Below are 12,579 nucleotides of genomic sequence, written 5' to 3'. Positions count from 1 at the left end.
TACTTTCAAGGACACACCCCCATGGCATCGGTCAACAAAGTCATCCTCGTCGGCAACCTCGGGCGCGACCCGGAGACGCGCACCTTCCCCAGCGGCGACCAGGTCACCAACGTCACCCTGGCCACGACCAACAAGTGGCGCGACAAGCAGACCGGCGAGGCGCGCGAGCACACCGAATGGCACCGCCTGGTGTTCAACGGCAAGCTGGCCGAGATCGCCGCCCAATACCTGCGCAAGGGCAGCCAGATCTATGTGGAAGGCAGCATACGCACGCGCAAGTGGCAGGCCCAGGACGGGCAGGAGCGCTACAGCACGGAAATCCGCGTCGACGTGATGCAGATGCTGGGCAGCCGCCCCGGCCAGGGCGGGGGCTCGGGCGGCTACGGCGACGACGAAGGCTTTGGCGATGCCAGCGGCTTTGATGCACCGGCGCGCCGCCCGGCCGCCGGCGCTGGCGCGCGGCCCGCGCCCATGCAGCGCCCGGCGCCCGCGCCGATGGCCGCGCCCCAGCCCCCCGCCGCCTCGGGCTTTGACGACATGGAAGACGACATCCCCTTTTGATTGCCGCCCAGCCTGCTTGGTCTTGGCACAGGCCCGTATCCCTGCGGGGAGGCGGGCCTTTTGACTTTTGTCCGCCGCACCGCTTGCCGTGGCCCGCGCCCGGCACCGGGCCAGGCGCGGCCTCGCACGCTCATTCGCCGTCGGCGGTGCGTATCGTGTCGCTGCCCTTGTGGTTCTTGCCGCGGCCGATGTCGGTCTCCAGCGCGCGCACCAGCTTGTCGACGGTGGCGTTGAAGGCGTCGGCCACCTTGTCGGCGGTGGCGGTCACCGTCACCGGCGGGCGCCCGGCGGGGCGCGCTTCCATGCGACAACGCTTGTCGCTGGCGCCGGCCTTGCCGGCGTTCTCGTCGCTCAGGAAGACTTCGATGCGCGTGAGGTACTCACGAAAGCGCGCCAGCCGGGTGAGCGTTTCCTGCTCCACCCAGCGTGCGAGCGATTCGCCGCCCTGGATCTGCCGGTCGGTATTGACTTGCACTTGCATGGTTGACTCCTTTCACACGGCCCGCGGTCCGGGCCGCTCAGGGCTAGCTTACCGCCTGCGCGGCGTGGCGCCGGCGCCGCAGCGCTGCGGCCCCCGTGCACGCCAAAACAACAGACGCGCGCAAAGCGTCGCGCAAGTGCCGCAGCAGTGCGCACAGGCATGCCGGCGGTGATACAACGGCAGGCATGTCCGAAACGGTACGCCTCAAGATCGGCCTGTCGGCCTGTTTCTCCTATGCCGACCCGCAGCGCCATCTGTTCACCGGCAAGACGCTGCAGTACATCGAACAGTCGATTGCGCACTGGATCATGTCTGCCGGCGCGCTCGTCGTGGTCATTCCCTGCCCCACCGGCGAGACGGCGCGCGGCGACGTCACGCTCAAGCACTACGCGCAGTGGCTCGACGGCGTGGTGCTGCACGGCGGCTCGGACGTCTGGCCCGGTCACTACGGCGAGGTCGCGCTCAAGCCCGAATGGGAGGGCGACCGCGTGCGCGATCTGTACGACCTGGCGGTGATCGAGGCCTTCGAGCAGGCGGGCAAGCCGGTGTTCGGCGTCTGCCGCGGCCTGCAGATCATCAACGTGGCCTTTGGCGGCACGCTCTTCCAGGACATCGAAAGCCAGCTGGCTGGCGCCCAGCGCCACCGCGACCCGCTGGAGTACGACCGCCACGTGCACGACATCCGCATCGCGCCGCGCACGCGCCTGGCGCGGCTGTACCCGGGGCGCGTGCAGGCCACGGTCAACAGCATCCACCACCAGGGCGTCAAGACGCTGGCGCCGGGTTTTGCCGTCGAGGCCTGGAGCGTGCCCGACCAAGTGCCCGAAGCCATACGGCGCACCGCGCGCCAGGGCCGGGGCTACATCGCCGCAACTCAGTGGCATCCGGAATTTCGCACGCGCGCCGACGTGACGCTGGACGACGCGCCCATCCTGCACGACTTTCTGGACGCCTGCGAGCGCGCGCGCCACCACCGCTGGCCCGGCAGCAGCCCCCTGCACATCCGCGACCGCGCCTCGCGCCTGCTGCGCCAGGCGCTGCTCAGGCGTTTCTAGTCTGCTGATTTGGTGGTCAAATCGGCCGCAAACGCTTGTCCAGCAAGCGTTGGCAGCTATGATTTCAATGGTGGTGCCCGTGCCCGCCGTGCACGTGGCGGTGGGCAATCTCTTCGGCGGTGGCGGCTCGCACCTCGGTCACCTTGCAGGCAAAGCGCAGCGCCCTGCCGGCCAGCGGGTGGTTGCCGTCCAGATGCACCTCGGGGCCCTTGATCTTGACCACGTGGTAGTAGCGCGGCTGGCCGTCCTCGCCCATGCGCTGCAGCTGGCCGCCGACCTTCACGCCGGGCGGGAATTCGCTCTTGGGGATGGTCAGCATCAGACTTTCATCGCGCGCACCGAAGGCTTCCTCGACGGCCAGCTCGATCGCGCTGACGTGGCCTGCGCCCTGGCCTTCAAGCGACTGCTCGACCTTGGCAAAAATGCCCTCGTAGCCGCCGTGCAGATAGGCCGTGTGGCCGCTGTCCAGCGTCTGGCCGGTGTGCGGGTCGGTGAGCTTGTATTGCAGGGTGACGGCAGAGTCTTTGGTGATGTGCATGGCGGTGGGCTGCAGGAGGTGGGGATGGGGCGATTGTGTCAGGCGAGGGCCGGCCCGCCGTCATTTGTGTAGTGCGAGCCGCACCCGCACCGGACGATGGTCGCTGCCCAGATCCGCACCCAGGGCCGCATCCTCGACCCGCAGGCCCGGCGTTACGAGGACATGGTCCAGCGGCAGGATGGAAAGCCAGCCGCCCAGATTGGGCCAGGTGGGCGCAAGACCGCTGGCGCGCAGCAAGGGGGCGGCGCCCCGCAGGCCGGTGGACCAGGGCGAGTCGTTCATGTCGCCCAACAGAATGCCAGGCATGCCGCGACCGGTCAGCAGCTCGGCTTCCTGTCGCAGGCTTGCATCGCGCTCGCGGGCGTAGGCAGAGCTGATGGGCGGCATCGGGTGCACGGCGGTCAGAGCCAATTCGCGGCCGTTCACATTCAGAACGAGGCGCAGTTTCAGCGTCGCCAGGGTATCCAGAGGCACTACCCGTTGGGCCGAAGCGATGGGGTGCTTGGACAGCACGCCCAGCCCGAATTGATCGTCGCTCGGTTCGAGCGCACGGTAGAGGTAGGCGGCCAGCAGTTCGGGGCGCGTCACCATGGCCATGGCAGAAGGAGTGAACTCCTGCAGTGCGATGACATCCGGCGCGTCTGCCGAGAGCAGCCAGGCGGCGAGCGCGGCGTGCTCGCTGCGCTCAAAGTTCAGATTGGCGCTGGCCACAGTGAGCGTGGCGGCGTCCTTGCCTGACGCGCTGTGCACACTGGCGCCGGGCAATGCATGCAGCCACGCCGCCGCAACCACGGCCAGCGGCGGCAGCAGAGCCAGGGACTGGCGACCAGAGCGCAAGGCCAGTGTGAGCAAGGCGCCGGCAAGCGCCAGGCCTGCGTACAACCATTGCCCATGCGAAACCAGACCCGCCAGCCAACGCAGACTGTCCGACACGGCCGCTTCGGGTAGAGAGGGCACAAAAGCGCTCATGGCACCAAGGCCGCACAGCCAGGTCACCACGACAGCGCGCCGGACGATGGCGTGTGCGATGCCAGGCTTGCGGGCGCGTCCTTGTTCGTCCGATGGCGCTGCCAAGGCGGCGCTGGCGCTGGTGTCGGCGGCGGAAAACCAGGGTTTCAATGCGGGCCCTCAGAAAGTATTCAGTGCGGCTGCGGTGCATCAGCAGGGTTTGCCAGGATGCAGCCCTCGGACAATCGTATGTTTTTGTAAGCTGGCGAGCATACGGCCAATTTCAGGCTCCAAGTCACCGCACCCGCTGCGCTTTCACCTCCGCACTCAGCGCCGCAAACTGTCACGCCCTTCGACGATGTTCAACATGTCTTCGGGTCGTGGCCGGTCAGGAAACCGCCCCCGCACTCACTGGCCGAGTCACCACGCCTCGCCCGAGATCGGCGGCGTGCGCCGCCGCGAGCACGACATGGCCGCAGGCAGCAGGTTCACGGGCACCGCCAGGCCCGAGGAGCTCAGGCCGCCTTGCGCCGCGGATGCTCTATGGTCGGCAGGAAAATCGTCAGCAGCCCCAGCAGCGGCAAAAAGGCGCAGATCTGGTAGACGAACTCGATGCCGTGGCTGTCGGCCAGCACGCCGAGCACCGCCGCGCCGATGCCGCCCATGCCGAAGGCAAAGCCGAAGAACATGCCCGATACCGCGCCGATCTTGCCCGGCATGAGCTCTTGCGCGTAGACCAGGATGGCCGAAAACGCCGAGGCGATGACCAGGCCGATGATGAAGATCAGGATGCCGGTCCACATCAGGTTCACGTGGGGCAGCGCCAGCGTGAAGGGCGCCACGCCCAGGATGGACACCCAGATCACCGGCTTGCGCCCTATGCGGTCGCCGATCGGCCCGCCGGCAAGCGTGCCCGCCGCCACCGCAAACAGAAAGACGAACAGGTGTATTTGTGAGGCCTGCACCGACACGCCGAAGTGGTGGATCAGGTAGAAGGTGTAGTAGCTGGTAATGCTGGTGAGGTAGAAGTACTTGGAGAAGATCAGCACCAGCAGCACCGCGATGGCGCGCACCACCAGGCGCTGCGGAACAGGGCTGGCGGCTTCGCTCACCTTCCTGGTCGCGGCCGGGCGGCTCAAGAACTGGCGCTGGTACCAGTTGCCGATCTGCCAGAGCACGGCAATCGCGACCAGCGCGGCCAGCGCAAACCAGGCGATCGCGCCCTGCCCCTGGGGCAGCACGATGAGCGCGGCCAAGAGCGGCCCGAGCGCCGAGCCGGTGTTGCCGCCGACCTGGAAGATCGACTGCGCCAGCCCGTGCTGCCCGCCCGAGGCCAGGCGCGCGATGCGCGAGGACTCGGGGTGGAACACCGACGAGCCCGTGCCCACCAGCGCCGCGGCCAGCAGGATCACGGCGAAGTTGGGCGCTATCGACAGCAACAGCAGCCCGCACAGCGTGGAGCCCATGCCAAAGGCGAGGGAATGCGGCTTGGGATGCTTGTCGGTGTACAGGCCGACCAGCGGCTGCAGCATGGAGGCGGTGAGCTGGTAGGTCAGGGTGATCAGCCCGATCTGCAGAAAGCTCAGGTTGAAGTCTCCCTTGAGGATGGGGTAGATCGCCAGGATCAACGACTGGATCATGTCGTTGAGCATGTGCGAGAAGCTGATCGCGCCCAGCACGCGGTAGCGCGTGGGGTTGGCTGCGGTGAGGGTGGCAGTGGCGGCGGGCGGCATGGTGGGCGGCGTGCAAACGAACTCTCGATGGTAGCGGCGCACCCGCTTTCGCGCTGTTGCCGGTGTTACTCGGCCTGGCCTTTGGCCACCAGCGCGATGCGCAGGCCCTCGGGAGTGACGCTGATCGCGCCGGGCTGCAGGCCCAGGGTGTCGGCCAGCAGCAGGTCTTGCTCGCGCAGGCGGTAGAGCACCAGTTCGCGCAGCGACTGGCGCAGCGCGTCGGCCAGGCTCTGGCGCAGCAACTGCTCAGCGGGCGCTGGCAGCCCGGCCAGTTGCAGCGCGTTCAGATGCAGCTCGGTGGCGCGCAGGCTGCGGTCGCTCGGCTCATAGCGCAGCGCAAAGTCCAGGTCGGCCTCGCCCGTGTAGGCGCGCGCCAGCAAAGGGCTGCTCGCGCCGAGCTCAAGCCGCGCGCCCAGGTGGTCGAGCGCGGGCAGCAGCCGCAGGCGCGGCGCCTGCACGCTCAGCTGCAGCAAGCCCTGCGCGCTCAGGCGCCGGGGGAAATGCCCGTCCACCACCGCCTGCAGGCGCTCGAGCGGTACGGTGATGCTGCGCGGCCCGCCGCGCCCGGTGGTGCAGGCAGCGGCGCCCGCAAGCCACGCCAGGCTCCCCGCGAGCCAGCGACGGCGGCGCATCCGGGCCACGGGTTTGCGCGCTCAGCCGCGCGCCGGAATGTTCAAGCCGCGCTGCACCGCCGGCCGCGCGAGAAAGACATCGAGCACCCGCGCCACTTCGGGGTAGCTGCCCCAGGCGACCAGGTCGCCGGCTTCGTAAAAGCAGATGAGGTTGCGCACCCAGGGAAAGACGGCGATATCGGCAATGCCGTAGGCGTCGCCCACCAGCCATTGGCGGCCCTTGAGGTGCTTGTCCAGCACGCCCAGCAGGCGGCGCGACTCGTTCACGTAGCGATCGCGCGGGCGCTTGTCCTCGAATTCCTTGCCGGCGAATTTGTGAAAGAAGCCGAGCTGGCCAAACATCGGTCCAAGGCCCCCCATCTGCCACATCAGCCACTGCAGCGTCTCATAGCGCTGCGCAGGATCGCGGCTGAGCAGCTTGCCGGTCTTCTCCGCCAGATAGATCAGGATCGCGCCCGACTCCCACAGCGCCAGCGGCTGGCCGCCGGGGCCGTCGGGGTCGAGGATGGCCGGGATCTTGTTGTTCGGGTTCAGCGACAGGAACTCGGGCGAGAGCTGGTCGTTGGTATCGAAGCTCACCGGGTGCGGCTCGTAGGGCAAGCCCAGTTCTTCCAGTGCGATCGAGGCCTTCACGCCATTGGGCGTGGGCAGCGAATACAGCTGCAGGCGCTCGGGGAATTCGGCCGGCCATTTGGCGGCGATGGGGTGGGTCCAGCGCATGTCTCTTTCCTCAGTGGGCTTCCCTTGCGGGGCGGTGCAGCAGGCAAAGCTTGTTGCCGTCGGGGTCGCGCAGATAGGCCAGGTAGATGCGGTGCTTGCCATTCTCGCGCCAGCCTGGCGGGTCTTCGCAGCTGCTGCCGCCCGCGGCCACGCCGGCGTCGTGCGCGGCCTTGGCCTGCTCCGGCGTGGCGGTGCCAAAGCCTATGGTGCCGCCGTTGCCGACGCTGGCGGGTTGTCCGTCGATCGGCGTGGTGATGCCGAAGGTGCCGCTGGCGCTGCGGTAGAAGTAGCGGTAGCGGTCAAACACCGCGGGGGCGACGCCCAGCGCGCCGAAGAAGGCGTCGTAAAAGCGCTTGGCGCGCTCAAGATCGTTGCTGCCCAGGATGACGTGGCTGAACATGGCGGCGGGTCTCCGACAAGATGGGGTGGTGAACTGGCTTGCGCGCCCATGGTAGCGGCAGCCCGGCGCGGGCGCTGGCGCGGCCCTCAAGGACGGGGCTGCGGCGCAGCGCCTCCCGGGCCGGAAGGCAACACGCTGAGCGCGCCGTCGAGCGCCTGCTCGCGCGTGCCCGCCGGGCAGGGCTGGTTGGTATAGACCACTCGCCCGTCGGGCGTGAGGCACTTGCGCGGCGGCGGCGGGGGCGGCTCTGCGCCGCTGCCCGATCGCGCGCCGGCGCCGGCCGCGCGCTTGCCCGGCGGCAGGGTCTCGGGGCCGGGCCGGGTGCTTTTGCGCCAGAGCTGCTCAAGCCAGGGCCCGGCGCCCGGCAGCCAGGCCGCGCGCGTGTACCAGGCGGCTGCGGCGCCCGCGAGCACCAGCACCGCAAGGGCCGCCCAGGTGATGCGCTCGCCCCGGCTGAGCATGGGCCGTTACCCCAGATGCTGGCCCAGGATGCCCGCGAGCTCGAACATGCCCGCGCGCTCCTTGCCGAAGACCGCGCGCAACTTCTCGTCGGCGACGATCTGGCGCTTGTCCTTGGGGTCTTGCAAGCCTTGCGCGCGGATGTATTCCCAGAGCTTCTTCACTGCGGTTGGGCGGTTCACCGCCTCGGCGCCGATGACCGCGGCCAGGGCCGCGCTGGGCGCCTTGCCGCTGGCCGAATTGGTTTTGCGCGGCGTCTTCTTGGCCACAGCTTTGGCAGGTTTTTTGGCTGTAGCGCCTGTCCTGCTTGCGCCAGCAGCTACAGATTTTGATGCAACCGTCTTGCGCTGCGGATATTTGCCTTCGCGCGGCTCGAACTCGAAGTTGACCTTGCCCGCCCCCGCGTCCCAGGCCAGGCGCGCCTTGAAGGGGCGGCGGGTGCGGTTGGAGATGAATTTGTCCAGCAAGTCGGTCTTGCCCGTGGCCAGCAGCTTTTGCATCTGCTCGCGCTCTATCGGCTGCTGCAAGATGGTCTTGCCGCTCTTGAAGCTGCAGCTCGGTACTGCCTGCTCGGCCGTGGGCACGGCGCGCGCGCAGACGTAGTTGCTGCCGTGCTCGTGCACCTCGGCGCCGCAGGCCGGGCAGGGGCCGAGCGCGGCGTCGGCAAACTGCACCAGTTCACCGGTTTCGCCTTCGTTCTTGTCGTCGCCGAAGTCGAATTCCAGCTTGTAGCCGCCCGCGGCATCGGCATCGGCGACGATGGCGATCTCGGCGGTGAAGGGCCAGCCGGCCTTGGAGCGAAAGCCGGTGAGCGGCCCGATGCGCCGGTGCAGCAGCAGCTCTTCGGCCTCGGCGACCTCGAAGGTGCGACCGCCCGGGGATTTGCCAAACGAGAAACCGCAGCCCTCCCCGCCGTCCTTGCCGGTGCAGGCGTAGCGGCGGTAGTTTTCCTTCACCACGCCGGCGCAATTGGGGCAGGGCGCGGCCAGGGTGGCGTAGTTGCCGGGGATGGTGTCGCGGTCGTATTCCTTGGCCTTTTTGACCATGCGCTCGGTCATCTCGGCAATCTGCTGCATGAAGGCGGCGCGCGAGAGCTGGCCTTTTTCCATCTGCGCGAGCTTGTATTCCCACTCGCCGGTGAGCTCGGGCTTGCACAGCTCGTTCACTTCCAGCCCGCGCAGCAGCGTCATGAGCTGGAAGGCCTTGGCCGTGGGAATCAGCTCGCGGCCTTCGCGCAGCATGTATTTTTCGGTGAGCAAGCCTTCGATGATGGCCGCGCGCGTGGCCGGCGTGCCCAGGCCTTTTTCCTGCATGGCCTCGCGCAGTTCGTCGTCGTCGATCTGCTTGCCCGCGCTCTCCATCGCGCCCAGCAGCGTGGCTTCGGAGTAGCGCGCCGGCGGCTTGGTTTTCAGGCCCTTGGCCTCGACCTGGACGGCCGGCGGACGCTCGCCCGCTTGCACCGCAACGAGCGGCTGGCCCTTGTCGCCGTCCTTGCCGCCTTCTGCATCCACGGCGGCTTCCTTGCCGTAGATCGCAAGCCAGCCGGGCTTGACCAGCACCTTGCCCTCGGTCTTGAAGTGGTGCTCGGCGATTTGCGAGATGCGCGTGGTGACCTGGAATTCCGCGCTCGGGAAGAACACCGCCAGAAAGCGGCGCACTACCAGGTCGTAGAGCTTTTGCTCGGCCTCGGACAGGCCGTGCGGCGCCTGCGTGGTCGGGATGATGGCGAAGTGGTCGCTGATCTTGCTGTTGTCAAACACCCGGCGGCTGGGGCGCAGATAGCCCTGCTCCAGCGCCTGGCGCGCAAACGGGGCCAGGTGGCCCAGGGTGCTGGCAGCCAGGACCTCCAGCGTCTGGCGCGCGGTGCCCAGGTAGTCCTCGGGCAGGTGGCGCGAATCGGTACGCGGGTAGGTCAGCGCCTTGTGCCTTTCATACAAGGCCTGGGCCAGCGCCAGCGTGGTCTTGGCGGAAAAGCCGAAGCGCCCATTGGCCTCGCGCTGCAGGCTGGTCAGGTCAAACAGCAGCGGGCTGGCCTGGGTGGTGGGCTTGGCCTCCTCGGTCACCGTGGCGGCCTGGCCGCGCACCGCCTCGGCAATGGCGCGGGCCTGGGCCTCGTCCCACAGGCGCTCGGCGCGGGCTTCGGGGTCGTCGCCCTTCTTGAAGGCCGGGTCGAACCACTTGCCCAGGTATTCGCCCGCCTGCGCGGCAAAGCTGGCGTGCACCTCCCAATAGCCGCGGCTTTCAAAGGCGCGGATCTTTTCCTCGCGCTCGACGACGAGCGAGAGCGTGGGCGTCTGCACCCGCCCGACGGTGGTCAGAAAGAACCCGCCGCCCTGCGAGTTGAACGCGGTCATCGCGCGCGTGCCGTTGATGCCCACCAGCCAGTCGGCCTCGGAGCGGCTCCTCGCAGCGTCGGCCAGTCCTTGCATCTGCTGCGCGCTGCGCAGGCGCTCGAAGCCGTCGCGAATCGCCTGCGGCGTCATGCTCTGCAGCCACAGGCGGCGAATCGGCTTGCCCAACGTGCCCTTGGCGCCGCCGGCGTACTGCTCGATCAGGCGAAAGATAAGCTCGCCCTCGCGCCCCGCGTCGCAGGCGTTGATGAGTTCTGCCACGTCCTTGCGCTTGGCCAGCCGCACCACCGCCGCCAGGCGCGACTTGGTCTTGTCCACCGGCTTCAAGTCAAAGCGCGGCGGAATCACCGGCAGATGGGCAAAGCTCCATTTGCCGCGCTTGACGTCGAATTCTTCCGGCGCCTGAATCTCCACCAGATGGCCGACGGCGCTGGTGACGACGTAGCGTTCGTTCTCGAAATGGTCCTCGTGCTTGTCGAACTTGCCTGTAGTGGCGGTGAGGGCGCGCACGATGTCCTGCGCGACCGAGGGTTTTTCCGCAATGACCAGTTGTTTGCTCATGGTGTCTTGTGCAGCACTTCTACAATGTGTGGCCCTGCGCGCACGCGCGCGCAGGTGTGTATGCATACAAGGTAGCAGACATTTTGTCCCAGCCATCCTCCCCCGGTCCCCAGGCCCCGCGCGGGCGACGCATCCAGGTGCGCCGCTCGGGCGTGCACGGCAAGGGGGTGTTTGCGCTGCAAGACATCGCCGAGGGCGAGCTCATCATCGAATACCTGGGCGAGGTGATCTCCTGGGACGAAGCGCAGCGGCGCCACCCGCACGACCCGAACGAGCCCAACCACACCTTCTACTTCCACGTCGATGAAGACCACGTGATCGACGCCAATGTCGGCGGCAACGCCGCGCGCTGGATCAACCACAGCTGCGCGCCCAACTGCTGGGCCGACGAGCAGGAGGGCCGCATCTTCATCACCGCGCTGCGCGACATTGCCGCCGGCGAAGAACTCAATTACGACTACGGCCTGATCATCGAGGAGCGCTACACCAGCAAGCTCAAGGCGCAATACGCCTGCCGCTGCGGCAGCCCGCACTGCCGCGGCACCATGCTCGCGCCCAAGCGCGGCTGGCGCCCGCTGCAGCCCGCTTCCGGGAGCCGGCGCGCATGAGCGCGGGCGACTGGCCGCTGGCGCTGCTGCGCGCGCAGCTTGCGCCGCTGCTGCCGGCGCTGGTGATCGAAGTGGCGCCCACCATTGATTCAAGCAACACCGAGCTGCTGCGCCGCGCGCGCAGGGGGGCGCTTGCGCCCACCGTGCTGATCGCCGAGGAACAAACCGCCGGGCGCGGGCGCCAGGGGCGTAGCTGGTACAGCGCGGCGGGCGACGTGCTGGCCGTCTCCATCGGCCTGCCCTATGCGCCGCGCGACTGGTCGGGCCTGTCGCTGGCCGTGGGCGTGGCGCTGGCCGAGAGCCTGCAGCCGCAATGGCCGGCGGCCGGCAGCGGGCAGGCACGCATCCAGCTCAAATGGCCCAACGACCTGTGGCTGGACGACGGGCGCAAGCTTGCCGGCATCCTGATCGAAACCGCCGAGATGGCCGACGGCAGCGGACGGCGCTGCGTGATCGTCGGCATGGGCATCAATCTGCAGCCGCCCCCGGCGCAGGGATTGCGCACGCCCGCGGCCTGCCTGCAGGACGTGGATGCGCGCCTGGACGGCCCTGCCGCGCTGCTGCGCTGCGCGCTGCCGGTGGTGCGCACGCTGCTGGGCTTTGCAGAGAGCGGCTTCGCCCCTTTCCAGCCGCGCTTTGCGCGGCGCGACTACCTCAAGGGCCGGATGGTGCAGCTGAGCAACGGCGTGCAGGGCACGGCCTGCGGCGTGCAGGACGACGGCGCGCTGCAGTTGTCCACGGCGGGCGGGCTGCAGCGCATTACCAGCTCTGAAGTAAGCGTGCGCCCCGCGCGCAGCTGCGGCGCCGGAGCCTGAGCCATGCTGCGCCTGGCCGTGCTCGTGCTGCTGCTGGCCAATCTGGGCTATTACGCCTGGAGCAGCGGCCAGCTGCAGCCCTGGGGCCTGGCACCGCACGGCGAGGCCGAACCCGAGCGCCTGCAGCGCCAGATTGCGCCGCAGAACCTGGAGCTGCTGCCGCCCGCCAGGCCCAGGCCAGCGCCCCCTGCGGCCCACGCCCCGGCCGACACGCCGCCCGCCGCAGCCGCGCTCGCACAGGCTGCGGCCGAGCCCGCGGCCTGCCTGCAAGCCGGCCCCCTGAACGAGGAGCGCGCGAAAGGCCTGCGCAGCGCCCTGGCCAGCCTGCCCGCGGGCAGCTGGACGCTGGAGCCGAGCGAGGTGCCGGCGCGCTGGATGGTCTACATGGGGCGCTTTGCCGACGAAGAAGCGCTGGCCAGAAAGCGCGCCGAGCTGCGCGCGCTCAAGCTCGCCTTCGACCGCCCCGGGCCGGCCCTGGAGCCGGGTCTGTCGCTCGGGCGCTTTGCCAGCGAAGAGGCGGCGCAGCAGGGGCTGGCCGACCTGGTGGCGCGCGGCGTGCGCACCGCCCGCGTGGTGCAGGAGCGTGCCGCCCAGCCGCGCTACACCCTGGTGCTGCCCGCAGCGACCGCCGGGCTGCGCGCCCAGCTCGATGCGCTGGCCCTGCGTTGGGACGACACCCCGCTGCAGGCCTGTTCCTGAGCAGGCCGGCGGCCGCCA

At 68.9% G+C, this 12,579-nt stretch carries 14 protein-coding genes; 5 read left to right on the top strand and 9 right to left on the bottom strand.

What is annotated here, in order from left to right; genetic code table 11:
• The first annotated feature begins 21 nt into the window (after positions 1–21).
• Positions 22–561 carry a single-stranded DNA-binding protein gene (gene ssb, locus KUD94_RS11705; RefSeq protein ID WP_218237378.1) on the top strand — a complete coding sequence of 180 codons (540 nt, stop codon included), beginning with the start codon at positions 22–24 and terminating at the stop codon, positions 559–561.
• A 130-nt stretch (positions 562–691) separates the two neighbouring features.
• On the opposite strand, the gene KUD94_RS11700 is transcribed toward ssb, so the two are convergent.
• On the bottom strand, positions 692–1,042 hold the full coding sequence (locus KUD94_RS11700) for an HPF/RaiA family ribosome-associated protein (RefSeq protein WP_218237377.1): 351 nt from the start codon (positions 1,040–1,042) through the stop codon (positions 692–694).
• A gap of 185 nt (positions 1,043–1,227) precedes the next feature.
• Between KUD94_RS11700 and KUD94_RS11695 the strand changes: the two genes are divergently transcribed.
• Positions 1,228–2,097 (top strand): gamma-glutamyl-gamma-aminobutyrate hydrolase family protein, encoded by an 870-nt coding sequence (locus tag KUD94_RS11695; protein WP_218237376.1) that lies wholly within the window; start codon positions 1,228–1,230, stop codon positions 2,095–2,097.
• 64 nt (positions 2,098–2,161) lie between these two features.
• Here KUD94_RS11695 and KUD94_RS11690 read toward each other — a convergent pair whose 3' ends face one another.
• The 8 genes from KUD94_RS11690 to KUD94_RS11655 form a co-directional block, all read right to left on the bottom strand.
• Positions 2,162–2,635: a peptidylprolyl isomerase gene (locus tag KUD94_RS11690; protein WP_218237375.1), complete on the bottom strand. Its 474-nt coding sequence runs from the start codon at positions 2,633–2,635 to the stop codon at positions 2,162–2,164.
• A gap of 60 nt (positions 2,636–2,695) precedes the next feature.
• Positions 2,696–3,634 carry an endonuclease/exonuclease/phosphatase family protein gene (locus tag KUD94_RS11685; protein ID WP_218237374.1) on the bottom strand — a complete coding sequence of 313 codons (939 nt, stop codon included), beginning with the start codon at positions 3,632–3,634 and terminating at the stop codon, positions 2,696–2,698.
• Between the two features lie 464 nt (positions 3,635–4,098).
• Positions 4,099–5,316, bottom strand: coding sequence for an MFS transporter (locus KUD94_RS11680; protein WP_218237373.1), 1,218 nt, complete (start codon positions 5,314–5,316; stop codon positions 4,099–4,101).
• 65 nt (positions 5,317–5,381) lie between these two features.
• On the bottom strand, positions 5,382–5,948 hold the full coding sequence (locus KUD94_RS11675) for a DUF1439 domain-containing protein (protein ID WP_218239283.1): 567 nt from the start codon (positions 5,946–5,948) through the stop codon (positions 5,382–5,384).
• A 21-nt stretch (positions 5,949–5,969) separates the two neighbouring features.
• Positions 5,970–6,668: a glutathione S-transferase N-terminal domain-containing protein gene (locus KUD94_RS11670; RefSeq protein ID WP_218237372.1), complete on the bottom strand. Its 699-nt coding sequence runs from the start codon at positions 6,666–6,668 to the stop codon at positions 5,970–5,972.
• 10 nt (positions 6,669–6,678) lie between these two features.
• The gene (locus KUD94_RS11665; RefSeq protein ID WP_218237371.1) at positions 6,679–7,068 is read right to left on the bottom strand and encodes a VOC family protein; all 390 of its coding nucleotides are present in this window, start codon (positions 7,066–7,068) and stop codon (positions 6,679–6,681) included.
• Positions 7,069–7,154: 86 nt separating this feature from the next.
• On the bottom strand, positions 7,155–7,529 hold the full coding sequence (locus tag KUD94_RS11660; RefSeq protein WP_218237370.1) for a DUF4124 domain-containing protein: 375 nt from the start codon (positions 7,527–7,529) through the stop codon (positions 7,155–7,157).
• Between the two features lie 6 nt (positions 7,530–7,535).
• Positions 7,536–10,439, bottom strand: coding sequence for a DNA topoisomerase III (locus tag KUD94_RS11655; RefSeq protein WP_218237369.1), 2,904 nt, complete (start codon positions 10,437–10,439; stop codon positions 7,536–7,538).
• A gap of 83 nt (positions 10,440–10,522) precedes the next feature.
• Between KUD94_RS11655 and KUD94_RS11650 the strand changes: the two genes are divergently transcribed.
• The 3 genes from KUD94_RS11650 to KUD94_RS11640 are packed head-to-tail and all read left to right on the top strand — an operon-like array spanning position 10,523 to position 12,561.
• Entirely contained in the window at positions 10,523–11,047 is a 525-nt protein-coding gene (locus tag KUD94_RS11650; protein WP_218237368.1) for an SET domain-containing protein, read from the top strand.
• Positions 11,044–11,862: a biotin--[acetyl-CoA-carboxylase] ligase gene (locus tag KUD94_RS11645; protein WP_218237367.1), complete on the top strand. Its 819-nt coding sequence runs from the start codon at positions 11,044–11,046 to the stop codon at positions 11,860–11,862. The genes KUD94_RS11650 and KUD94_RS11645 overlap by 4 nt, the downstream gene beginning before the upstream one ends.
• A 3-nt stretch (positions 11,863–11,865) precedes the next feature.
• Complete coding sequence (locus KUD94_RS11640; protein WP_218237366.1) at positions 11,866–12,561, top strand: SPOR domain-containing protein; 696 nt, start codon at positions 11,866–11,868, stop codon at positions 12,559–12,561.
• Positions 12,562–12,579: the final 18 nt, after the last annotated feature.

Origin of the sequence: Comamonas sp. NLF-1-9 (genome assembly GCF_019195435.1) — a bacterium.
Taxonomy (GTDB): Bacteria; Pseudomonadota; Gammaproteobacteria; order Burkholderiales; family Burkholderiaceae_C; genus Comamonas_C.
This window is presented reverse-complemented; position numbering and strand designations above follow the sequence as displayed.

Excerpts from the sequence above, each read along its gene's own strand:
- KUD94_RS11665 (WP_218237371.1), bottom strand. The coding sequence starts at position 7,068 with ATGTTCAGCCACGTCATCCTGGGCAGCAACGATCTTGAGCGCGCCAAG.
- KUD94_RS11680 (WP_218237373.1), bottom strand. The coding sequence starts at position 5,316 with ATGCCGCCCGCCGCCACTGCCACCCTCACCGCAGCCAACCCCACGCGC.
- KUD94_RS11690 (WP_218237375.1), bottom strand. The coding sequence starts at position 2,635 with ATGCACATCACCAAAGACTCTGCCGTCACCCTGCAATACAAGCTCACC.
- KUD94_RS11670 (WP_218237372.1), bottom strand. The coding sequence starts at position 6,668 with ATGCGCTGGACCCACCCCATCGCCGCCAAATGGCCGGCCGAATTCCCC.
- KUD94_RS11660 (WP_218237370.1), bottom strand. The coding sequence starts at position 7,529 with ATGCTCAGCCGGGGCGAGCGCATCACCTGGGCGGCCCTTGCGGTGCTG.
- KUD94_RS11700 (WP_218237377.1), bottom strand. The coding sequence starts at position 1,042 with ATGCAAGTGCAAGTCAATACCGACCGGCAGATCCAGGGCGGCGAATCG.
- KUD94_RS11675 (WP_218239283.1), bottom strand. The coding sequence starts at position 5,948 with ATGCGCCGCCGTCGCTGGCTCGCGGGGAGCCTGGCGTGGCTTGCGGGC.
- KUD94_RS11640 (WP_218237366.1), top strand. The coding sequence starts at position 11,866 with ATGCTGCGCCTGGCCGTGCTCGTGCTGCTGCTGGCCAATCTGGGCTAT.
- ssb (WP_218237378.1), top strand. The coding sequence starts at position 22 with ATGGCATCGGTCAACAAAGTCATCCTCGTCGGCAACCTCGGGCGCGAC.
- KUD94_RS11695 (WP_218237376.1), top strand. The coding sequence starts at position 1,228 with ATGTCCGAAACGGTACGCCTCAAGATCGGCCTGTCGGCCTGTTTCTCC.
- KUD94_RS11645 (WP_218237367.1), top strand. The coding sequence starts at position 11,044 with ATGAGCGCGGGCGACTGGCCGCTGGCGCTGCTGCGCGCGCAGCTTGCG.
- KUD94_RS11655 (WP_218237369.1), bottom strand. The coding sequence starts at position 10,439 with ATGAGCAAACAACTGGTCATTGCGGAAAAACCCTCGGTCGCGCAGGAC.